The sequence below is a fragment of the Pseudomonas sp. MWU349 genome (assembly GCF_017947325.1).
GTDB classification, from domain to species: Bacteria; Pseudomonadota; Gammaproteobacteria; order Pseudomonadales; family Pseudomonadaceae; genus Aquipseudomonas; species Aquipseudomonas protegens.
Genome location: NZ_JAFEVP010000002.1, coordinates 252,345 through 274,668, shown reverse-complemented (window position 1 = coordinate 274,668; position 22,324 = coordinate 252,345). Strand labels below are relative to the sequence as shown.

18 protein-coding genes are annotated in these 22,324 nt (G+C 62.5%); 5 read left to right on the top strand and 13 right to left on the bottom strand.

The window, feature by feature from the left end:
• Positions 1–27: 27 nt before the first annotated feature.
• Positions 28–1,095: an ABC transporter substrate-binding protein gene (locus KCG88_RS08390; protein WP_047288403.1), complete on the bottom strand. Its 1,068-nt coding sequence runs from the start codon at positions 1,093–1,095 to the stop codon at positions 28–30.
• Between the two features lie 362 nt (positions 1,096–1,457).
• On the opposite strand from KCG88_RS08390, the gene KCG88_RS08385 reads away from it, so the two are divergent.
• Positions 1,458–2,171: a UTRA domain-containing protein gene (locus KCG88_RS08385; RefSeq protein WP_047288401.1), complete on the top strand. Its 714-nt coding sequence runs from the start codon at positions 1,458–1,460 to the stop codon at positions 2,169–2,171.
• A 39-nt stretch (positions 2,172–2,210) separates the two neighbouring features.
• On the opposite strand, the gene KCG88_RS08380 is transcribed toward KCG88_RS08385, so the two are convergent.
• The 7 genes from KCG88_RS08380 to minC all read right to left on the bottom strand — a co-directional run bounded on the left by KCG88_RS08380 (position 2,211) and on the right by minC (position 8,877).
• Complete coding sequence (locus KCG88_RS08380) at positions 2,211–4,367, bottom strand: mechanosensitive ion channel domain-containing protein (protein ID WP_047288399.1); 2,157 nt, start codon at positions 4,365–4,367, stop codon at positions 2,211–2,213.
• Between the two features lie 78 nt (positions 4,368–4,445).
• A complete protein-coding gene (locus KCG88_RS08375; protein WP_011062653.1) occupies positions 4,446–4,622 on the bottom strand; it encodes a hypothetical protein in 177 nt (58 codons plus the stop codon).
• A 111-nt stretch (positions 4,623–4,733) separates the two neighbouring features.
• A complete protein-coding gene (locus tag KCG88_RS08370) occupies positions 4,734–6,023 on the bottom strand; it encodes a M18 family aminopeptidase (protein ID WP_047288397.1) in 1,290 nt (429 codons plus the stop codon).
• Between the two features lie 124 nt (positions 6,024–6,147).
• Positions 6,148–6,783, bottom strand: coding sequence for an RluA family pseudouridine synthase (locus tag KCG88_RS08365; protein ID WP_041119453.1), 636 nt, complete (start codon positions 6,781–6,783; stop codon positions 6,148–6,150).
• 92 nt (positions 6,784–6,875) lie between these two features.
• Positions 6,876–7,130: a cell division topological specificity factor MinE gene (gene minE, locus KCG88_RS08360; protein WP_007898843.1), complete on the bottom strand. Its 255-nt coding sequence runs from the start codon at positions 7,128–7,130 to the stop codon at positions 6,876–6,878.
• Positions 7,130–7,942 (bottom strand): septum site-determining protein MinD, encoded by an 813-nt coding sequence (gene minD, locus KCG88_RS08355; protein ID WP_011062650.1) that lies wholly within the window; start codon positions 7,940–7,942, stop codon positions 7,130–7,132. Before minD ends, minE begins: the two co-directional genes overlap by 1 nt.
• Positions 7,943–8,142: 200 nt before the next feature.
• Complete coding sequence (gene minC, locus KCG88_RS08350) at positions 8,143–8,877, bottom strand: septum site-determining protein MinC (RefSeq protein WP_047288393.1); 735 nt, start codon at positions 8,875–8,877, stop codon at positions 8,143–8,145.
• 122 nt (positions 8,878–8,999) lie between these two features.
• Between minC and KCG88_RS08345 the strand changes: the two genes are divergently transcribed.
• From KCG88_RS08345 to KCG88_RS08335, 3 genes are all read left to right on the top strand, one after another.
• Positions 9,000–9,932, top strand: a complete 933-nt coding sequence (locus KCG88_RS08345) for a lipid A biosynthesis lauroyl acyltransferase (RefSeq protein ID WP_210712216.1) — start codon at positions 9,000–9,002, stop codon at positions 9,930–9,932.
• A 50-nt stretch (positions 9,933–9,982) separates the two neighbouring features.
• A complete protein-coding gene (locus KCG88_RS08340; protein WP_047288391.1) occupies positions 9,983–11,149 on the top strand; it encodes a patatin-like phospholipase family protein in 1,167 nt (388 codons plus the stop codon).
• 272 nt (positions 11,150–11,421) lie between these two features.
• The gene (locus KCG88_RS08335; protein ID WP_246882627.1) at positions 11,422–14,664 is read left to right on the top strand and encodes an autotransporter outer membrane beta-barrel domain-containing protein; all 3,243 of its coding nucleotides are present in this window, start codon (positions 11,422–11,424) and stop codon (positions 14,662–14,664) included.
• Between the two features lie 76 nt (positions 14,665–14,740).
• On the opposite strand, the gene denD is transcribed toward KCG88_RS08335, so the two are convergent.
• Both denD and KCG88_RS08325 read right to left on the bottom strand, forming a co-directional pair.
• Positions 14,741–15,715: a D-erythronate dehydrogenase gene (gene denD / locus KCG88_RS08330; protein ID WP_047288388.1), complete on the bottom strand. Its 975-nt coding sequence runs from the start codon at positions 15,713–15,715 to the stop codon at positions 14,741–14,743.
• Between the two features lie 15 nt (positions 15,716–15,730).
• Complete coding sequence (locus tag KCG88_RS08325) at positions 15,731–17,041, bottom strand: MFS transporter (RefSeq protein ID WP_210712215.1); 1,311 nt, start codon at positions 17,039–17,041, stop codon at positions 15,731–15,733.
• Between the two features lie 160 nt (positions 17,042–17,201).
• On the opposite strand from KCG88_RS08325, the gene KCG88_RS08320 reads away from it, so the two are divergent.
• A complete protein-coding gene (locus KCG88_RS08320) occupies positions 17,202–17,987 on the top strand; it encodes a FadR/GntR family transcriptional regulator (protein ID WP_210712214.1) in 786 nt (261 codons plus the stop codon).
• Positions 17,988–18,043: 56 nt separating this feature from the next.
• On the opposite strand, the gene KCG88_RS08315 is transcribed toward KCG88_RS08320, so the two are convergent.
• The 3 genes from KCG88_RS08315 to KCG88_RS08305 all read right to left on the bottom strand — a co-directional run bounded on the left by KCG88_RS08315 (position 18,044) and on the right by KCG88_RS08305 (position 22,323).
• On the bottom strand, positions 18,044–18,829 hold the full coding sequence (locus KCG88_RS08315; protein ID WP_047288384.1) for an outer membrane protein OmpK: 786 nt from the start codon (positions 18,827–18,829) through the stop codon (positions 18,044–18,046).
• 638 nt (positions 18,830–19,467) lie between these two features.
• Positions 19,468–20,826, bottom strand: coding sequence for a nucleobase:cation symporter-2 family protein (locus KCG88_RS08310; protein ID WP_210712213.1), 1,359 nt, complete (start codon positions 20,824–20,826; stop codon positions 19,468–19,470).
• A 168-nt stretch (positions 20,827–20,994) separates the two neighbouring features.
• Positions 20,995–22,323, bottom strand: a complete 1,329-nt coding sequence (locus KCG88_RS08305; protein ID WP_210712212.1) for a urate hydroxylase PuuD — start codon at positions 22,321–22,323, stop codon at positions 20,995–20,997.
• Position 22,324: the final 1 nt, after the last annotated feature.

The following is a 22,324-nucleotide window of genomic DNA, read 5'->3' as shown; positions in this document are numbered from 1 at the left end:
CAAGCCGGCTCCTACAGGGATGCAGTATTACTGCATGTTGATGATCACTTCTTCCTGCCACTTCTGCGGCAGGCCCTTGGAGGTTTTCTCCCAGGCATCGGCGTCCTTGATCGGTGTTACGTGCTTGTACTGCTCGTTGGGCAGCAGGTTGGCCTGTACGTCCGCCGGCAGGGTCAGGTGCTCGGCACGGATCGGCCGCGCATTGCCGCGGGCCAGGTTGGTCTGGCCGGCGTCGCTGAAGATGTACTCGCGGGTCAGCTTGGCGGCGTTGGGATGCTTGGCGTACTTGTTGATGATGGTGGTGTAGCCGGAGATCACCGAGCCGTCCGATGGGATCAGCACGATGTAGTCGTCCTTGTTGACCATCTTGTTGCGGTAGCTCAGGCCGTTGAAGTCCCAGACCACGCCCACTTCCACTTCACCCTTTTCCATGGTCGCGATGGTCGGGTTGGCCAGGGACAAGCGGCCCTGCTTGGCGATTTCGGCGAACATCAGCAGCGCCGGCTGGATGTTCTTCTCGTCACCACCCTTGGCAATGGCGGCGGCCAGTACGCCGTTGGCGGCCTGGGCGGCGGTGCTCACGTCACCGATGGAAACCTTGTACTTGCCCTTTTCCAGGTCGGCCCAGCTCTTCGGCGCTTCGGAGCCGTGCAGCAGCTTCTTGTTGATGATGAAGGCGATGGTGCCGGTGTAGGCCAGCGCCCAGTTGCCGTCCTTGTCCTTGGCCCAGTCCGGGACCTGGGCCCAGGTGCTCGGCTTGTAAGGCTGGGCCACGCCCTGCTTGACCGCGATCGGGCCGAAGGCTGCGCCAACGTCGCCGATATCGGCGCTGGCATTGTCTTTCTCGGCGGCGAACTTGGCGATCTCCTGGGCCGAGCTCATGTCGGTGTCGATGTGCTTGAGGCCGTAGATCTTGGCCAGGTCTTCCCAGGTGCCTTTCCAGTTGGCCCAGTCATCGGGCATGCCGACGCTGTTGACCGCGCCTTCTGCTTTCGCAGCGGCTTCCAGGGTTTTCAAATCGTTATCAGCAGCCATGGCGGCGGTGCACAGGGCAATGGTCGAGCCTAACAGTGATGCCAGGAAAAGCTGTTTCATCCGAAGCTCCTTTGGGCGTGTTCAACGCTGCGTTTTATCGACAGTCTTGCGGTGGGTTGGTCTAGGTCAGCAATACCTGAGCCAATTTAGGCGGGTTGGATGACACTTTGATGTCGGTGCCAACGATCGACGCACGGATTAAGGCGCAGGTCCTAGGCTGCGAAATAAGCGTAGACCATGGCCAAGCGCCCGCAGAACAAGGATCTGGCGGGTAATTTGCAAGTTGGTGACAGGCCCGCTGCGCGCCTTTGTCATCTGTCAGTCATATGCATTGCCTAGGCTTTGGGCACGGATGCAGAGCACTGCCCCGGCCACTGCGCTGCCCTGAAACAGTGCTGGTCTAGTCCAGATAGGTAACGTTGATGCGTATTGATGCAACCAAAGCGGTGACAGCCATCGGCCAGGTCCTGCAGGAGCAGATCGCCCACGGGCTGTTGACGCCCGGTAGCAAGCTGCCGGCCGAACGCAAGCTCAGCGAGCTGTTCGCCACCACCCGCATCACTGTGCGCGAGGCCCTGCTGCAACTGGAGGCCCAGGGCCAGATCTACCGTGAAGAGCGTCGTGGCTGGTTTGTCTCGCCGCCGCGTCTGGCCTACAACCTGATGCAGCGCAGCCACTTCCACGCCATGGTCAGCGCCCAGGGGCGGGTACCCTCCACCGAGGTGATTTCCGCGCGCCTGCAACCGGCATCGGCGGCGGTCTGCGCCTGGCTGCAATTGCCGGCACTGTCCAGCGTGATCCAGATCTGCCGCGCACGACGCATCGATGAGCGGCTGGTGCTGTATGTCGAGCACTACCTGAACCCCAAGTATTTTCCGAAGATTCTCGATCTGGACCTGAACCAGTCGATCACCGAACTCTATGCCCGGCATTACGACCTGCACTACGGACGGGTGCGCTTTGAAATCGTGCCCACCTCACTGCAGCCGGAAGCGGCGGCGGCCTTGAAGGTCTCGGTGGGCAGCCCGGGGCTGCGGATTGCCCGGGTCAACTATGACCAGCACGAGCGGCTGATCGATTGCGACCTGGAGTTCTGGCGCCATGACGCGATTCATGTCGGTGTTGACGTTCTTTAGGCGCCAGTGTCGTTAGCCGGCCAGCCGGCTCCTACAGGATCACTCCTTTTCCGCGCCGCCCCCTGCGGTGATCACCTGGATGCTCATGCGCGGCGTAGCCAGGTCCAGCCCGGCTTCGTCGAGGTGACGCTTGAGGGACAGGTTGAACGCCCGGGACACTTCCCACTGCTTGATCGGTGCGGTCTTGAAACGGGCCCGGAGGATGGCGCTGCCGGACTCGAAACTCTCCACCCCCTGGATTTCCAGCGGCGACCAGATATTGCGGCGCTGCAGGGGGTCGGTGCGCATCTTCTGGCCGACATCGCGCATCAGCTTGATTGCGTCGTCGATTTCCATGTTGTACGGGATCGCCACGCGGAAGATCGCGTAGCCGAACTCCCGGGAGTAGTTCTTGATGCTCTTGATTTCGCTGAACGGGATGGTGTGCACGATGCCGTCGATGTCCCGCAGGCGCACGGTACGGATAGTCAGGCCCTCGACGGTGCCCAGGTGGCCGCCGACATCGACGTAGTCGTCGATGGCCAGGGAGTCTTCGATGATGATGAACAGGCCGGTGATCAAGTCCGCCACCAAGGACTGGGCGCCGAAACCGATGGCCAGGCCGATGACACCGGCACCGGCCAGCAACGGCGTGACGTTCATGCCCATGTTCGCCAGGGCAACGATGGTGGCAATGATGAAGATCGCCACGAACAACACGTTGCGGATCAGCGGCATCATGGTTTGCGCGCGCGCGTTGGCCAGGCCCTTGCGCGAGCGGGTCAGGGCGTGATGCACAGCGGTGTCGCTGAGAATCCAGATCAGCCAGGCAAAGATCAGGGTGCCGCCGAGGCTGAACAGCTTGACGCTGACTTCATGGCCATCGCCTTCGGTGAAGCGGATCAGCGACATGCCCCAGACTCGCAGGCCGAGCTCGATGAACGCCAGCCAGACCGCCAGGTGAGCCAGGGTATAGAAGAAGCTTTTCAGCCGCTCGGAGTACAGCGCATGGCGTTTGTGCCCGCGCTGGGGCTTGAGGGCATGGCGGCGTACCAGACCGTTGATCACCATGCACAGCACCAGCAGTACCGTGCACAGCAACGACTGGCGCAGGGCGGTGCTGGTGTCACCGGCGGAAACGAAGGTGGCGAACAGCGAGATACCCACCAGCACCAGCGCCGGCAGGTACCAGAAGGTGCCGATGATCTCGATGGTGTCGCTCAGGGCCCGGCGAGTCAGGCGCCGCGACAGCGGCTGGTTGCGGATCAGGTGGGCGATGGGGCGGCGGAAACGCAGGATGAATACTCCGGTGGACAGCGCCGCCATGACATTGGCGAAGGTCGCCGCGGTATGGGCCAGGTGCTGGCCCAGGCTGGCCACCATGCGCGGGTCGCTCAGGGCCTCGCCAAAAGCGGCGAAGCTGCCGATCCACCACAGCGGGCGGAAGGCCTGGCGCCGCAGGATGTACAGGGCGCGATGGCGGTGCGGACCGTCGAGTACGGAGAACGCCACCACGCAGATCGCCGAGAAACAGGTACCGACCACCAGGGCGTAGGCCAGGACCATGGCCAGGTCCTTGCCCAGGGAAGAGGGCAGGGAGTAGGTCATGTAGACCGTGATCAACAGGGCGATCATCCAGGGGCCGAGCTTGCGCAGGGCAAAGCGCAGCAGGTCCCAGGTCTTGGGGTGCTGTGGCAGGTCTTCGGTCAGGCCGAAGCGCAGGCGCACCCGGTGGCTGAGCCAGATCAGCGCTGCTGCCAGCAGGCTCCAGACCATGAGGATCAGGGCAAAGGCAAAGATGATCGGCAGCCATTGGCTGGCTGGCAGCATCAGTGCTGCGAGTTCTTCCTTGGCCAGGTCGAACTCGTCGGACCAGCGGGTAACCGGGCTGTCGGCCCCGGAGAATTGCTTTTCCAGGTTCGACAGGGTGCCGCCGATCAGGCCCAGCACGCCCTCTTCTGGAGTGGGCTGGGCTTTTTTCGTGGCGTCCCGCAGTTTCTTCAGGTCCGCCAGCAGCTTGGCCCGTTGCTGGTCGTTCTCCAGGGACTTGATCACCTCGTCCAGGGATTGCCCCAGGGGTTCCTCTGCCTGTGGCTGCGCCTTGGTCTGGTTGCCCAGTAAGCCAGGCAAGCCCACCGCCTGGGCGCTCCCCAGGGGCAGCAGGGTCAGCAGGCAGACGAGCGCATAGCAGGGCAGGGCAAAAAGACGAGCGAACACTGGGCGGTCAACCTCGGGGAAAATGGATCGCCCGAGTGTACGAGGCCGCTAAATTCAATGCGAGGGTGAGTGCTGCATTTATTCCGCGAGCTTGGCCAGTATCTTGTAGACCACGGTGCCGAGAATCAGCAGCATGCCGATCCACATGCTGAACACGCCGAGGTTCTTGTCCCGGAAGTTGAAGCCGATGGCCAGCAGGATCATGCCCGTGAGAATGGGGATGAGCATGGAGTGGAACGAAGACATCGAGATCATGGCGACAGCCTTGTCAGGAGGAGTAACTGTAAGTCTAGGTCGCTTTGTCGCGGCCTGGGTTGATGTGCATCAGAAACAGGCGGGCGTGTGTTCACGCGCCCGCCCTCTGCCTCATGGCAGTTCGTGGCTAGCGTAGAAGGCGCTCAGCACTTTCACCAGATGAGCCAGGTCATGGCTGCCACAGAGCTCGCGGATCGAGTGCATGGCGAAGGTCGGCAGGCCGATGTCCACAGTGCGTACCCCCAGATGGCTGGCGGTGATCGGGCCGATGGTCGAGCCGCAACCCATGTCGCTGCGCACCACGAAGCTCTGTACCGGCACTTCTTCGGCCATGCACAGGTGGCGGAAGAAGCCGGCGGTTTCGCTGTTGGTGGCGTAGCGCTGGTTGCTGTTGACCTTGATCACCGGGCCGGCATTGAGTTTCGGACCGTGGTTGGCGTCGTGCTTGTCGGCATAGTTGGGGTGCACGCCGTGGGCGTTGTCTGCGGAGATCAGCAGCGACTTCTGAATGGTACGGACGAATTCGTCTCCTTCGGGCAACAGGCGGCGCAGGGTCTGTTCGAGCATCGGGCCGTCGGCGCCGCAGGCCGAGCAGGAGCCGACTTCTTCGTGGTCGTTGCACACCAGCACGCAGGTTTCTTCGGTGTCGGCGGTGAGCAGGGCCTGCAGGCCGGCGTAGCAGGACAGCAGGTTGTCCAGGCGTGCACCGGCGATGAAGTCACCGTGCAGGCCTATCACCGCGGCGCTCTGGGTGTCGTAGAAGCTCAGTTCGTAGTCCAGCACCACATCGGCGTTCAGACCGTGCTCGCGCGCCAGTTGGTCGGTCAGCACTGCGCGGAAATCCACCCGCTCGTCGCCGGCGAACTGGGCCAGGATCGGCGGCAGTTCGTTCTGTGCGTTGATCGCCCAGCCCTGGTTGGCTTCACGGTTGAGGTGAATGGCCAGGTTGGGAATGATCGCGATCGGTGCCTTGAAGTCGATCAGCTGGCTTTCCACCTTGCCGTCGCGGCGGAAGGTCACGCGGCCGGCCAGGGACAGGTCGCGGTCGAACCACGGAGCCAGCAATGCGCCGCCGTAGACTTCGACGCCCAGTTGCCAGAAGCCCTGGCGTTGCAGTTCCGGCTGGGGCTTGACCCGCAGGCAGGGGCTGTCGGTATGGGCGCCTACCAGGCGGATGCCGCCTTGCAGGGGTGAATGCCGGCCCAGTTTGAAGGCGACGATGGAGGAGTCGTTACGGGTGACGTAGTAGCGGCCGTTGGCTTCGGTGGTCCATGGCTCGCGCTCGTCGAGGCGCTGGTAACCCGCCGCTTCCAGGCGTTGAACGAGGCTGGCAGTGGCATGGAAAGGGGTAGGGGAGGCCTTGAGGAAGTCGATCAGGCCTTGGTTCAACTCTTCGCGCATAAGTAGCTCCAGACAGCAGTGGCGCGAGTTTAACGTATAGGAGTGCCTTGTAGGAGCCGGCTTGCCGGCGAACAAGGGCCGCTGGGGCGGCCTTTGCCCGCAAGCCGGCTTGGGCGGCGTACGCTCAAAACGGCGCGGGGCAGTCGAAGCGCAGGCGCTCGCCGGTCTGGGGGTGGGTAAAGCTGAGCATGCTGGCGTGCAGGCACAGGCGTGGCCAGGCCGCCAGCGCCTGGGGATGGGCGTACAGGCCATCGCCCAGCAGCGGGTGGCCGATGGACAGCATGTGTACCCGCAACTGATGGGAGCGGCCGGTGATGGGAGTCAATTCGACCCGGCACCAATCGCCGCAGCGTTCCAGGACGCGCCAGAAGGTCAGGGCATGCTTGCCGAATTCGTGGTCCACCACGTGCCGGGGCTTGGTGGGCGGGTCGTAGCGCAGGGGCAGGTCAATGCTGCCGCTGTCCAGCTCCGGCTGGCCCCAGCAGAGTGCGGTGTAGGCTTTTTCCGTTTCGCGGTCATGAAACTGTCGGGACAGTTCGCGATGAGTGTCTGCGTCCCGAGCCAGCAGAATGATCCCCGAGGTTTCCCAGTCCAGGCGGTGGACGATGCGGGCTTCCGGGTAGCCGTTTTCCTGCAGGCGGGTAATCAGGCAATCCTTGTTGTCGTCGGCGCGACCGGGGACGGAAAGCAGCAGGGTGGGTTTGTTCACCACCAGGACGGCGGCGTCCTGATGCAGGATGTGGATATTGGACAACGGCATTGAAACAGCCTCGTAACAAACGCCAACGGCGGCTCGCCGACCTCGATGCAATGCATGAGGCCCGCGAGCCGCCGTGGCTCCCGTCGGATCAATCAGCGATCAGGCAGGGTGATATTGAGTTCCAGGATCGAGCAACTGCCCTGGTTTTCCAGAGCGACGTGCACGTCGTCGGACCCGATATTGACGTACTTGCGGATCACTTCCACCAGTTCCTTCTGCAAGGCGGGCAAGTAATCAGGGGTGCTGCGCTGGCCGCGTTCATGCGCCACGATGATCTGTAGACGCTCTTTCGCTACCGACGCGGTGCTGACCTTTTTGCTGGCACGAAAGAAGTCAAAAAGATTCATTATCTACCTCCAAACAGGCGCTCGAAGAATCCCTTCTTCTCGACATCAAGGAACCGGTGTTCCACGGTTTTGCCCAGCAGGCGGTCAACCGCGTCGCTGTAGGCCTGGCCCGCATCGCTCTGGTCGTCGAGAATCACCGGCACGCCCTGGTTGGAGGCCTTGAGCACTGCCTGGGATTCCGGAATGACGCCCAGCAGGGTCACTGCCAGAATTTCTTTGACGTCTTCAACGCCGAGCATTTCGCCATTGCTGACGCGCTCCGGGTTGTAGCGGGTCAACAGCAGATGTTCCTTGATCGCGTCCTCGCCCTTTTCGGCACGACGGGATTTGCTGGCCAGCAGGCCGAGCATGCGGTCGGAGTCACGCACCGAAGACACTTCAGGGTTGGTCACGACAATCGCTTCGTCGGCGAAGTACATGGCCAGGTGCGCGCCTTTCTCGATACCGGCCGGGGAGTCGCAGACCACGAACTCGAAGGTTTCCTTGAGTTCCATCAGGACCTTTTCCACGCCTTCCAGGGTCAGCGCGTCTTTGTCGCGGGTCTGGCTGGCGGCCAGTACGTAGAGGTTTTCCAGGCGCTTGTCTTTGATCAGGGCTTGCTGCAGGTTGGCTTCGCCGTTGACCACGTTGACGAAGTCATACACCACGCGACGCTCGCAGCCCATGATTAGGTCGAGGTTACGCAGGCCGACGTCGAAGTCGACGATCACTGTTTTGTGGCCGCGCAGAGCGAGGCCGGTACCGATAGCGGCGCTGGTGGTGGTTTTACCCACACCACCCTTGCCGGATGTAACCACGAGAATCTTGGCCAAGGTGTTTCACCCCTAAGGAAAAAGGACTTTTAGCCCCTGAAAAACATCTCTTGAAAACTACTGCAGTCGGACAGCCTTGGCTGGAGTTCGGTCAGCGGCAGGGTTTATCGTCGATAAACACTGCTGATTGCCAATTTCCTACTTCGTTTGAGCCGTTTTCGCTACGTTTTAGAGATGCTTGGAAAATGCGGCAGTATCCGTTAAAGACGTGTGATGTTCAACACGTCACCCGACAGGCTGACCTGGACTCCGGAGCCCCACAGCGGGTCGCGTCGCAGGTCCTCGGAAACCTTGTACTGGCCTGCGATGGAGATCAGTTCAGCGCTCAATTGCTGACAGAAAATCCGCGCCTTGGTGTCACCCTTGACTCCCGCCAGGGCTCGGCCGCGCATCGGGCCGTATACATGGATATTGCCATCGGCGAGAAGTTCCGCACCGGGGCTGACCGAGGACACCACTACCAGATCGCCACCCTGGGCATAGATCTGCTGCCCGCCGCGTACGGGCGAGGTGATGATGCGAGTCGGTTTGATGGTCGGTTCCGGCGGTTTTTCCGGCTTCTTGATTTCACTTTCCGCTGGCTCCAGCGGCCGCTCCCGGGCGCCGGAAGGCGGCAGCACCGGCAGGTCGACGGCAATCGCCGCGGCAATGTCTTCGATGCGGCTGGCGCGGATCGCCAGGGTCCGCAGGCCGTGCTGGCGGCAGACGCGCATCAGCCCGGGCAGATCCACCGAGCCTTCGCCAGCAGGCAGCTTGTCCAGGGCCAGTACCAGCGGGGCGTTGCTGAAGAAGTTCGGCGCCTGGGCGACTTTCGCGGCCAGCTGGCGATCAAGGCCCTCAAGGTCGTTGCGGGCCAGCTCCAGCACCGTGATGGCGAGCATGCTGCCCTTTAACTGGAACACAGGATCTTGGTCTAGCGATTCGGTTTGGCTCATGGTCTGCAGAAGGCGGCTTGTCACTAAAAGTGCCGAGACTTATAACGAGATCGCCCGCGCCCCGCAAGCCAGGTCGAACCGATGTAGAATGCGCGACCTTGTTGTCTGTCCCGGAATCTGTAATGGATCGCCCGCGTTTTCGAGCTGCATTCTTGTCTCCACGTTTCTGGCCGCTGTGGCTGGGGCTTGGTCTGTTATGGCTGATCGTCCAGTTGCCCTATACCGCACTGCTGCACATCGGTCGCGCCCTCGGGGCGCTGATGTACCGGGTGGCCGGTGAACGCCGGCGGATCGCCAAGCGCAACCTGGAACTGTGTTTCCCGGAAAAATCCGCCGAGGAACGTAAACGCCTGCTCAAGGAGAACTTCGCCTCCACCGGGATCGCCTTCTTCGAGATGGCCATGAGCTGGTGGTGGTCCAAACCGCGGCTGGCGCGGCTGGCCCATGTCGAAGGGCTGGACTACCTCAAGCAGGCCCAGCGCGACGGTCATGGGGTGATTCTCATGGCCCTGCACTTCACCACCCTGGAGATCGGCGCGGCGCTGCTGGGCCAGCAACACACCATCGATGGCATGTACCGCGAACACAAGAACCCACTGTTCGACTTCATCCAGCGCCGCGGGCGCGAGCGCCACAACCTCGATTCCCTGGCGGTGGAGCGCGACGACGTGCGCGGCATGCTCAAGCTGCTGCGGTCCGGGCGCGCGATCTGGTATGCGCCGGACCAGGACTATGGCGCCAAGCAGAGCGTTTTCGTGCCGCTGTTCGGTATCCAGGCCGCGACGGTCACCGCTACCAGCAAGTTCGCTCGCCTGGGCAAGGCGCTGGTGGTGCCTTTCACCCAGGAACGCCTGGCCGATGGCAGTGGGTACCGTCTGGTGATCCATGCCCCCCTGGCGGATTTTCCCGGCGCCACCGAAGAGGAGGATTGCCTGCGGATCAATCAGTGGGTGGAAACCGCCTTGCGCGCCTGCCCCGAGCAGTACCTCTGGGCTCACCGTCGCTTCAAGAGCCGGCCGCCAGGCGAGCCCAAGCTCTATAAGAAGCGTGGTTGACCCTCTGGCCTCGATGAGCGGCCCTGGTACGCCATGGATGGAGTGAAGCAATGAGTGCTGGACCGGTAACAGGTTTGATTCTTTCCGGCGGTGGTGCCCGGGCCGCTTATCAAGTCGGCGTGCTGGCGGCGATTGCCGAGTTGCTGGGCCCGGGCGCGCGCAACCCGTTCCCGGTGATCGTCGGCACTTCAGCGGGGGCCATCAATGCCGTCAGCCTGGCCAGTGGCGCCGCGGACTTTTCTGCGGCGATCCAGCGCCTCACGGCGTTCTGGCGCAACTTTCGCAGTGACCAGGTCATGCGCAGTGACTGGCCCGGGGTCATTCGCCAGGCCAGCCGCTTTGTCGGCCACAGCCTGCTGGGTCTGGGTGCCCAGGTGCCGGTGGCGCTGATCAACAACTCGCCGCTGCGCGAGTTGCTCAACGAACACATGCATCTGTCGGGTATCAACGACGCGATTGCCCAGGGCCAATTGCACGCGGTGGCGGTAACCGCGTTCGGCTACGAATCGGGCCAGGCGGTGACCTTCTATCAAGGGGGCGGGGTGATCGATCCCTGGCTGCGGCATCGACGGATCGGCATTCCCACCCATCTGACGGTGGACCACTTGCTGGCCAGTTCGGCGATCCCCTTGCTGTTCGCGCCGGTGAAGCTCGACCAGGAGTATTTCGGCGATGGGGCGGTGCGCCAGTCGGCGCCCATCAGCCCGGCCCTGCACCTGGGGGCCAGCCGTGTGCTGGTGGTGGGCGTCAGCGGCAACCCGCGGGGCAACGATCCGGAGAGCGCCGGGCAGCGGACCTACACCGGTCAGGAGCCGACCCTGGCGCAGATTGGCGGGCACATGCTCAACAGCACCTTCATCGACAGCCTGGAAAGCGATATCGAATTGCTGGAGCGGCTCAATCATTTCAGCCGGTTGCTGCCCGGCAGTGCGGCCGACCGTGCCCTGGGCATTGCTCCAGTGGAAGTACTGGTGATTGCCCCGAGCCAGCCTATCGACGAAATAGCAGCACGCCACCGGCACGAGTTGCCAGCGGCCCTGCGAGTGTTTCTGCGCGGCCCCGGGGCGACCCGCACCAGCGGCGCAGGGGTCTTGAGCTATCTGCTGTTCGAAGCGCCCTACTGCAGCGAGCTGATCGAGCTGGGCCGCAGTGATGCCCTGGCCAAACGCGAGGAGCTGGCGTGCTTCCTAGGGCTGGCGAGCGCGCCACGGGCCTGAATCCACTTGGGAGCATGCACATGCCTGCGTGCGCAACAATGCGCGCAGCGCCGCTCTTGTGCGCAGCCCTTCCTTCTATCTATTGCCGGCGCTGCCGAGGGCCGGTGCTGCCTTTTGAGAGCAATCTGATTACAACGGCTTGGGATCGCTTGGATGATGGCGTTGATCAATGTCGATCATCATCGCGGTTCCTCCTGCTTCCTGCGGCCATTTGCTGTCAATTGTGGACATTGTCTTGAGGAGCCTGCGACGCAAATGTGGTAGGTGGTCTCATGCAACGATTGGTTCGCTCGACGCTGTCGGGCCTTTTTACGATGTCCCTCGTGGCTGTGTCGGTCCAGGTGCGAGCTGCTGAGTACGGTCAGATCGATCTCTCCAATCCGGCTGGCGGTGATTCGATGAGCCTGCATCCGGGCGACTCGGTGATCTATGACGGCCCGGGGGCGGCGATCAACATTTCGGCCAAGGGCAATGACCTGAATGCCGAAGGGGTTGATATCCAGGCCGGCTCCCCGGTCGGCAACTTCACGGTCGGGGTCAGAGCCAGCGGTGGTGGCCAGGTGACTCTGGTGGATAGCCAGGTACTGAGCCACCGCACTTACGCGCTCGAAGCCCGTGGCTCTGGCAGTGAGATCGTCGCCAGTGGCACCTCGCTCACTTCCCGGCAATCATTTGGTGCCTACGCGCACGGTGGGGGCCGTATCACGCTTGACGGTGGCAGCATTACCACCCTGGGCACCTATGGCCATGGCGTGGTCGCCTCGGATGCGGGAACGGCCCTGGACGCTCGTAACCTGAGCATCTCTACCAGTAATGCCAACGGATATGGCGCCGAGGTGTCCCAGCGCGCCTCAATGACGCTGGAGGCGGTCACCATCGATACGGCGGGCGAGAACGCTTCGGTTCTGTATGTCAGGGGGGCGGGTTCAAGCCTGGCCTTCATCGACAGCCATGGCACTTCTGCCAGTTACTCCGGCGCCCGGCTCTATGGTGGCAGATTCTCGATGCTTGGCGGCAGCCTCACCGCCCACGAGGACGCAGTATATCTGGGGTACGACTTCGACGGCGTTGGCTCGTCAGCCGATATTCGCGATGCAACGCTGAGCTCCAGCACCGGCTATGGGCTCAACCTCAATGGCGATGCCGCCAGCGCCACGTTGAACAACGTCCGCATCAGCTCCTCTGGAGCTCAAGCAGGCGGTATATGGATGTTCATGCCCGAGACGAAGCTGGTGGCCGATCGCTTCAGCATCGACACCTACGGCGCCCAGTTTGCCCACGGGCTGGATAACCGGGCCGGCCAGGCGACGCTGAGCAACGGCAGCATCACCACTCACGGCGCGAATTCGCTGGGTTTGTACCTGTACAACCAGTTCGACAGCGATGCCAGCATTGAGGCGAGCAATATCAGGATTGAAACCTTCGGCGCCGGATCCTTTGGCGCCCTGGCACAAATTACGGGAGCCGACCTGCGCCTGGCACAGTCTGAGGTCGTCACCCATGGGCAAGCGGCCCATGGTCTGTTCGTGCGGGCGGGCGATGCACGTCTGGCCGCCAGTAGCACCGAGGTCATCACCAACGGCAACGGTGCGTCCGCCCTGGCACTGGGCAATGGTGCGGTGGCAACTTTGGAGAACTCCCGGCTGGTCACTCACGGGGACCTGGCGTCTGGCGTCTGGAGTTATGTCAACAGCGGGACGGCGAGCAATAGCCTTTCGCTGACTGGCAGTCAGATCAGTACCCAGGATGGCGCAGGCTTGCTGGCCAGTGGTGGCGATCACCAGTTCACTCTGATGAACTCGAGCATCGTTGCGCGCGCCGAGGGGCAGGAGGCCCAGGGCATCTTTCTGCAGACCCGGCAGGCAATGTTGAATGATGTTCCTGTCGATACCGGCCAGGTCAGTGTCGAGGCCAGCGGCTCGACGCTGGTGGGCGATGTCCTTGCCCAGAACGGCAGTGTGGACCTGAGCCTCAGCGCCGGCTCGGAATTGACGGGGGCTCTGCGGGCCGAGAGCGGAGGGCGGATCAACAGTCTGCTGCTCGATGACAGCAGCCGCTGGAACATACGCAGTGACTCGACACTGGGCACCTTGACCAACAACGGTACGCTGGCGTTCGGCGCAGCTGGTTTCCAGACCCTGACCGTTAACGACTACATCGGTAACGGCACGATGGTATTCAGCACTCAACTGGGTGACGACACGTCCCCCAGCGACCGGCTGGTCATCGATGGTGGAGCGGCCAGTGGCCGAACCGCGGTGCGAGTGCTCAACGCTGGCGGTGAGGGGGGGCTGACGCAGGAAGGGATCCCCCTGGTGCAGGCGATCAATGGCGGAACCATCGCAGCCGATGCCTTCTACCTGGACACGGGGTCCAGCGGTTACCGTCGCAGTGTCGGCAGCCTCTCGATCAATGGCTATGAGTACAGCCTGGTGCAAGGTGGCAACTCGGGCAACACGCATGACTGGTACCTGACCTCCCAGTACAACGGCCCGGTGATACCTCCGGATCCGCCCGCAGGAGCGAATTCCGCTGCCCGCCAGGTGGCACCGGAAAGCGGGGCGTACATCGGCACACAGCAAGCCACCAGGACAATGTTCGACCATGGCCTGCAGGACCGTGCAAGCAAGCGCAGCCTGGGTGCCGACCGCCAGGATTCGGGGCTCTGGATGCGGGTCCAGGGGCGGCATGACAAGGACATGCGCATGGCTGAAGGCAAGGTCGATATCGACTCCAGCAGCGATGTGGTGCAGATGGGCGGGGCGTTGCTGCGCCAGCCGGTGGGCGCGCAAGGTGCGCTCTATGCCGGGCTCATGGCGGGCTACGGCGACGCGCGTATCGACTCGACTTCCACATTGATGCGCCGCGACACCGACACCGCTGTTCGCGCGAAGGCCCATGGCAAGGTCTCGGGTTTTTCGGCGGGCGTGTATGGCACTTTCTATGCCGATGACGTGAACCGGCTGGGCGCCTATGTCGACACCTGGTTGCAGTACGGTCGCTATACCAACCGGTTGAGCAGTGAGCTGGGGTCCGCCGATTATGATTCGAACCTATGGTCGGCCTCCCTGGAGTCCGGCTATGCATTGGCGCCATTTGCTACGGACTCTCCCTTCCGGGCCTGGGTGGTGGAGCCTCGCGGGCAGTTGATCTATAGCCGGTATACCGCCAGGGACGCGGACTTGCAGGATACGCGGTTGCGCAATGGCACTGCCGATGCCTGGCGCTCCAGCGTTGGCGTGCGGCTCTACCAGCAGCCTGGTCAGGCAACCGATGCATCGGTGCTGCGACCCTTTGTCGAAACCAACTGGCTGCACAGCGAGGCGGTGCCGTCGGTACGGATGGGGAGTAACAGCTTCGATGCCAGGCCCTCGCGGGATGCTCTGGAGTTGAAGGTGGGAGCCCAGGTGCGGGTCGCTCCGGATGTGGAGCTATCCAGTCATCTATTCGGCCATTCGGGAAGCGCCAGCGAGTACGGTTACGGCGGGCAGTTGAACCTGAGCTACAGCTGGTAGTGCTTGCAGGTCTTGTGGCAAACCCAGCGAGGGCGGCCTCCAGCTCAAGGAGGCCATCCTGGGGACGGACCGTTGTTCAACGATGCAGATAATCCTTGATGAACTGTCGGATCACGCTGGCAAAGTCCGGGTCCGCGGTGAAGCCCAGTTGGTTTGCATAAGGTGTGCTGAACGCTCCCGGCCAAGAGCCGACGATGCGCTCGATGGCTGCATCTGGTCGCAATTGAACCTGCCGGGCCACTGCGTCACCCGCCACCTCGCGCAGCGCATCGATCATCTGCTCCACTGTCTGTGACAACCCGGGCATGTTGATCACCCGGCCCTGGCTCAAGCGCTCGGCGGCCAGCTCATGACCGTGAATCAGGTTGGCAATGGCCTGTGCCGGTGACATCAGCCATAGCCGGGTGTTCAAAGGCACCGGGCAGACACTGGCCTGACCGTTGAGGGGCTCACGGATGATGCCGCTGGCAAAGCTTGATGCCGCCAGATTCGGCTTGCCCGGGCGCACGACGATGGTGGGCATGCGCAGGCTGCGGCCATCGATGAAGCCGCGGCGGCTATAGTCGGCCAGCAGCAGGTCGTTCATGGCTTTCTGGGTGCCGTAGGAACTCTGGGGTGACCAGACTTGATCGTCGCCGACGGTGTGCGGCAGTTGCCCACCGAAGACGGCCACCGAGCTGGTCATCACCCACTTCGGGCACGTACCCAACTGCCGCGCTCGTTCCAGCAGACCCTGGGTGGCGCTGAAGTTGACGCGCATACCCAGATCGAAATCGCTTTCTGCCTGGCTGGAAACCACTGCGGCCAGGTGAAAGATGCTCTGGGTGTCGGCGTCGATCAGGTGCGCCAGGACCTGGGGATCGGTGATATCCCCACCCTTGACCTGGACCCGAGGGTCGTCGAGGCCTTGCACGGGTTCGCGGTCGAACGCGGTAATCCGCTGAATGGGGCGCAACTGGCCGTGACGGTCGGTGAGTGAGCCGCGCTCGAGCAGGGCCTGGATCAGGCGGCGTCCGAGAAACCCGGCGGCGCCGGTGACAAGAATATTCATGAGTGACTCCAACTATCAGCGATTGACCAGTTTTCCGGGGATCTTGAAGACCAGCAGGGCTCCGACGAACAGCGCACTGGCCATCACGTACATGCCGATGGTGGTGCTCTGGGTCAGATCCTTGAGAAAGCCCATCAGGTAGGGCGAAACGAAACCGGCGAGGTTGCCCCAGGAGTTGATCAGGGCAATCCCGGCTGCCGCTGCTGTGCCGCCGAGAAAGGCAGTGGGCAGGCTCCAGAACAGCGGCAGGGTGCTGAAGGCGCCCATGGCCCCCAGGGTCAGGCCGATCATCGACACTGTGAAGTGGTCGCTCCAGGTGGCGGAGATCATCAACCCCACCCCACCCAGCACCGCGGTCAGCGCCAGGTGCCAACGACGTTCGCGCAGGCGGTCGGCACTGCGGGATATCAGCACCATGGTCAGCGCCGCTGCGGCGTAGGGAATCGCGGTGAGCATGCCGACCTGGAAGACGTCGCTGACGCCGGCCTGGCGAATCAAGGAGGGCAGCCAGAAACCGACGGTGTAGAAGCCGGCGATCATGCAGAAGTAGATGGCGGTCAGCAGCCAGATCCGCGGCTGCCCGAACACTTGGCGCACGCTGTGTACCTGGTGGCCGTCGGTTTCGGTCTCGATCCTGCTCTGCAGCAGAGCCTTCTGTTCCCGGGTCAGCCAGCCGGCGTCGGCGATCCGGTCGCTGAGGCAGTAGATCACCAGGCCGCCCACCAGAATCGAGGGCAGGCCTTCGAGAAAGAACATCCACTGCCAGCCGGCGAATCCGTGATGACCATTGAGGGCGCTCATGATCCAGCCAGACAGCGGTGCGCCGATCAGCCCCGAAAGCGGCACGGCGGTGGCGAACAGTGCGTACATCTTGCCGCGGCGGTTGGAGGGGAACCAGTACGACAGGTAGAGGATGACCCCCGGGTAGAACCCGGCCTCGGCGATGCCCAACAGAAAGCGCATGACATAGAAGGAGGTGGGGGTGCTGACGAAGGCCATGCACGAGGAAATGAGGCCCCAGCTGATCATGATGCGCGCGATCCACAGCCGCGCGCCGACTCGATGCAGGATCAGGTTGCTGGGGATCTCCACCAGAAAGTAGGCAATGAAGAATATCCCGGCGCCCAGGCCGTAGACCGCTTCGGAAAACTGCAGGTCTTCGGACATCTGCAGCTTGGCGAAGCCGACGTTGACCCGGTCAAGGTAGGCCACCAGATAGCACAGCAACAGTAGCGGCAGGATGCGCCAGGCGACTTTACGGTAGGCCAGGTCCTCGAAGGAGGCGGTGACCGGGACCGAGGCGGTTTGCGACAGTGATTCAGGCATGTCTTTACCCATCCTTGTTTCTTGTATTTGGGTGATTTTGTTTTTATCGGACTTGCTGACATGGCTTAGATAACATAATACATCATACGAATTCAATGGCAGGCTTCGGGCAGGACGGCGTGCCTGAAATGCAGTACCGTTAGCCAATTTGACTACCGAGATGCCCATGTCCAAGCCTGATAACGCTTTCCCCGCCGCCGATTCCCTGGCGACGCTCAAGGATTCGGCCAAGGGCACGCTGGCGGACCAGGTGACTGCGGCGCTCAAGGCACACATCGCCAATGGCGAAGTCCTGCCGGGAGCGCGCCTGCCCACCGAACCGGTTCTGTGCGAGCGTTTCGGCGTCAGCCGCACCGTCATCCGCGAGGCCATATCGCGCTTGAAGTCGGCGGGCCTGGTGGAGGTGCGCCAAGGCAGTGGCACCGTGGTGTGCGAGGGCGCCCATATCAAGGCGTTCACTATCGACCTGGACGTGCGCGGCTCGATCGAGGCGGTGCTCAGGGTCACCGAGCTGCGTCGCGGTATCGAAGGCGAGGCGGCGGCCCTGGCGGCCCAGCGCCATACCCCTGCGCAGTTGGAGGCGATTCATCAGGCGCTGCTGGCCATCGATAGCGCCGAGCAGGCGGGTCAGGATGGGGTGGAGCAGGACCTGGCGTTCCACCTGTCGATTTCCCAGGCCACCGGTAACCCGCTGTACCCCTCCCTGCATGAATTCATTGCGCAATTCATCAAGGAAGCGATTCGTATCACCCGCTCCAATGAGGAACGGCGCAAGGATCTGGCGCGCACGGTGCGTGCCGAGCATCTGGCGGTCTATCGGGCGATTGCGGCGCGGGATGTCGAAGGGGCGAGGCAAGCGGCGCTGAGCCACATCCACAACGCGGTGGAGCGGCTCAAGAGTGCCGATCCGGCATTCTGGCGGGATTCCGGTTCACGCATTGCCTGATGGCAAATACCGCCTGCGCCCCTTTATGGAGGGGCGCAGGCGGCATCAGCCAAGCATCAGAAGTGGTACTTGACCAGCAGGCTGGCGGTGTCCTGGTTGGTCTCGAAGTTGCGCGAATCCTCGATACCGTACTTGTTCTTCCAGTAGTCGTACTCGAAGCCGACGTACAGCTGCTTGGCGCCCCAATTCAGCGCCTTGCCCAGGTCGTACTTGATCTGCGGGTTGAAGTGCAGGTTGGCGTGGTAGGTACCCTTGGCGTTCTGGTCGTTGTCCACCACCCAGTCCATGTAGCCGTCGATCAGGATGTCCGAACGGCCCATGGGAATGGTGTAGGACCACACTGGCGTGATCTGCCAGACGTTGTCGCCCGGACGGCTGCCCTCGGTGTGGCGTTGGTAGAAGTTCAGCTGGAAATAGTCGAAGCCAGGGACTGCCAGGTCGAAGCCCGGGCCGATCAGGTAGGACTCGTTGTCACCTTCGCCAAACTCGTAGGTGAACGCCAGGAGCACGTCCTTGATCGGGCCGAATTCAAGTTTCTGGTCGAAGATCTTGCCGAACGACAGGCGTGGCGTGAACTCGCCGTAGTAAGTGTCCGGGCCGACGTTGCCGTCTTCCTTGCCGTTATAGAAGATGCGGTCGAGGAAGAAAAAGTTATCTCCGTACTTCCAGGCATCGGCATGTTCGAAAGTGACCGTCTGTTGAATCTGCGGGTTAACTTCGAAGTTCTTGCCATACAAGTAAGTCAGGCTGTTGTTCTGCCATTGCAACAGGTCGCCAGCCACGGCCTGCCCCCCGGCCAGCAAGCTGGCGGCCAGCATCAGGCTCTTGCACATCGGTTTCATTCGGTTGCTCCCAAGTAGGTAGTTCCACGTTTTTTTTGGCTTGGCGCTCTGGATTGGCGCCTTTTTTCGTCGCTGCAAAAACCATCCGATCGGTCAGCTTTGTTGCTGTTAGCAAGAGCTGAGCCAAGGCCGAAAAAAAGCAAAAAACTCCCGTCCAGCTGTAGCGATACCGCCGGGCGAGAGTGTTTTTCGCGATGTTTTCGTGCGCCTTGTTACCTGTCCAGGCCGGGATAAGTTGGCTCTTGGGTCAGGTTTTTCATCCGGGCTTTTTTTTAGACCAGACTTGCGCGGCCGCGGAGAATACTGGCTCTCACGGCAGGGCTCAAGTGCTCCGCAACGGCGCACTTGCAACCACTTTGGGGCGGGTATGCCGGCCATCTCAGGCAAGCATCCGCAGTGAAGGGCAATAGAGCGCCAATGACTGGCGGCCGTCAGGGGGATTGCATGGCGCTAATGGCCGTCCAGCGGCCACCGCCAGGAAGGCCTGGGCAGGCTGCATAGGTGTTGCTCCCTGTTTGTTCTTATTTTCAAGGCGCAGCGTCTAATGGGCAGCGCTCGATCCTGTGTGGAGGAGCGCTGCGGTCAAGCGTGAACGGTGAAGCAAGGTCAGGGCGCCGAACCGGCACCCTGCTGGTGGCTCAATGCTGATGGGCGTGATGCGCATTGTTGGCCGCGCGCTCGCTGCCCCCGAGAATGTTGAACAGCAGGTTCAGCACCAGCGCACTCAAGGTCGCCATGGCGATGCCGCTGTGGGTGATGGGGCTCATCCACAGCGGCAGGTGGGCGAAGAACTCCGGGCGCACCACGGGAATCAGGCCCATGCCGATGCTCACGGCCACCAGCAACTGATTGCGCCGGTCGGCGATGTCGGCTTCCTGGAGGATCTTGATTCCGGTCGCAGCCACCATGCCGAACATGGCGATGGCCGCGCCCCCCAGTACCGCTGGTGGAATCGACGCCACCAGGAACGCCGCCTTGGGCAGCAGGCTGAGGACGATCAGCAGGCCGCCGGCGACCATGGTCACGGAACGGCAGCGCACTCCGGTCATCTGCACCAGGCCGATGTTCTGGGCGAAGGAGGAGTGGGTGAAGGTGTTGAGGAAGCCAGCGAAGAACGATGCCCCGGCATCACACAGCAAGCCGCGACGCAGCATGCGTGGGGTGACCTCCTGGCCGGTGATCTTGCCCAGGGCCAGGAACATCCCGGTGGACTCGACGAAGATGATCACCACCACCAGGCACATGGAGAGGATCGGCGCCAGGTGGAACTGCGGCATGCCGAAGTGCAGCGGTGTGACCACCTGCAGCCAGGGCGCCTGGGCCATGCCGCTGAGGTCGACCATACCGATCAGGCCGCAGAGGATGTAGCCCAGGCCCATGCCGATCAGTACCGAGATGTTCACCCAGAAGCCGCGCATGAAGCGGTGGATCAGCAGGATGGTGCCCAGCACCAGGGCGGCGATGGTCAGGTAGATGGGCGAGCCGAACTGGGCTGCGCTGCTGCCGCCACCTGCCCAGTTCACTGCCACGGGAAACAGCGACAGACCGATCGAGGTGATGACCGTGCCAGTGACCAGCGGCGGGAAGAAGCGCACCACCTTGGACATGAACGGCGCGATCAGCATGCCGAAGAAACCGGCGGCGATGGTTGCGCCGAAAATTCCCGGCATGCCGATGCCGGGCATGCCGGCCATGGCCACCATGCTGCCCACCGCGGCGAAGCTGGCCCCCATCATCACCGGCATGCGAATGCCCATGGGGCCGATGCCCATTGACTGGACGATGGTGGCGATCCCGGCAACCAGCAGGTCGGCATTGATCAGGAAGGCGATTTCTTCACGACTCAGGCCAGCGGCCTGTCCGATGATCAGCGGTACCGCGATTGCACCGCCATACATCAGCAGGACGTGCTGCAGACCGACCAGGATCAGTTGCAGGAAAGGCAAGCGCTGAATGGCGGGCGCATCGGGGACGCACTGTTCGGATGAATCGGACATGCAACACCTCGGATCTTTTTATTCTTGTGATTTAACCGCTGCGTCTTTACGCGCAACGTGTTTGCAACAGGCGAATCTTCTGACTGATGGCAAGAAAGCCCGCTCCTACAGACAATTGCGGTCCTGTAGAAGCGAGCTTGCTCGCGAATCAGCCGGGTACCGGGCTGATCAGTTGGTCTGGGCTCCCTGGGCAATCCAGGCACCGACCAGTTCACGTTCCTGCTGGGTCATCTGGGTGATGTTGCCCAGCGGCATGATCTGGCTGGCGACGGCCTGGGCCTGGATCCGCGCGGCTTGCAGGCGGATCTGCTCAGGAGTGTCGAACATCACCCCGGCCGGTGCTGCGCTGAACAGGGGGCTGGTGGGCTTGGCCGAATGGCAGACCGCGCAACGCTCCTGAATCACGCTATGGACCTTGTCGAAGGACGGGCCGGCATTGGCCGCCTGTGCCGGGGCGCTGGCCGGAGCCGTTGCCGCAGCGGCTGGAGCGGCCGGTGCCGGTGCCTCTGTCGCAGCCGCGGCTGCCGGCTTGCCGCCCAGGGCGGTTTCCGGCAATGGCTGGTACTGGGTCTGGGCCTTGGCGACTTCCGGAGCGCTTGGCGCTGGGGTCGGGCCGGTCACGTAGGCCAGGCAGATCATGCCCAGTGCCGCGACGGGCAGGGTCCAGGCGAACTTGTGGCTGTCATGACGGGTGTTGAAGTAATGACGCACCAATACCGCCAGGACCGCGATCCCGGCCAGGATCAACCAGTTGTACTGGCTGCCGTAGGTGCTCGGGAAGTGGTTGCTGATCATGATGAACAGCACGGGCAGGGTGAAGTAGTTGTTGTGACGCGAGCGCAGCAGGCCCTTGGCCGGCAGGGTCGGGTCGGGGGTGCGGTTTTCCGCGATCGCTGCCACCAGCGCGCGCTGGGCCGGCATGATGATGCGGAACACGTTGCCCACCATGATGGTGCCGATGATGGCGCCCACGTGCAGGTACGCGCCACGGCCACTGAACACCTTGCTGAAGCCATAGGCAGCGCCGATCAGCAGGAGGAACAGGATGAAGCCGAGCAGGGCAGGTTTCTTGCCCAGTGGCGAATCGCAGAGGAAGTCATAGACGAACCAGCCGGCGATCAACGCACCGATACCGATGGCCACGCCTTCAGGGCCGGTCAGGCCGCTGCCGGGGGCAACCAGGTAGAGCATCGGGTTGTAGTAGAACACCAGGCACAGCAGGGCAATCCCGGACATCCAGGTGAAGTAGGCTTCCCATTTGAACCAGTGCAGGTTCTCCGGCATCGAGGGCGGTGCCAGCTTGTATTTTTCCAGGTGATAGATACCACCGCCGTGAATCGCCCAGAGGTCACCGGACAGGCCGTCCTTGGGGTTGACGCGATTGAGGTTGTTCTCCAGCCAGACGAAATAGAACGATGCGCCGATCCAGGCCACACCAGTGATCATATGTACCCAACGCACGCTCAGGTTGAGCCATTCCAACAGATGTGCTTCCACA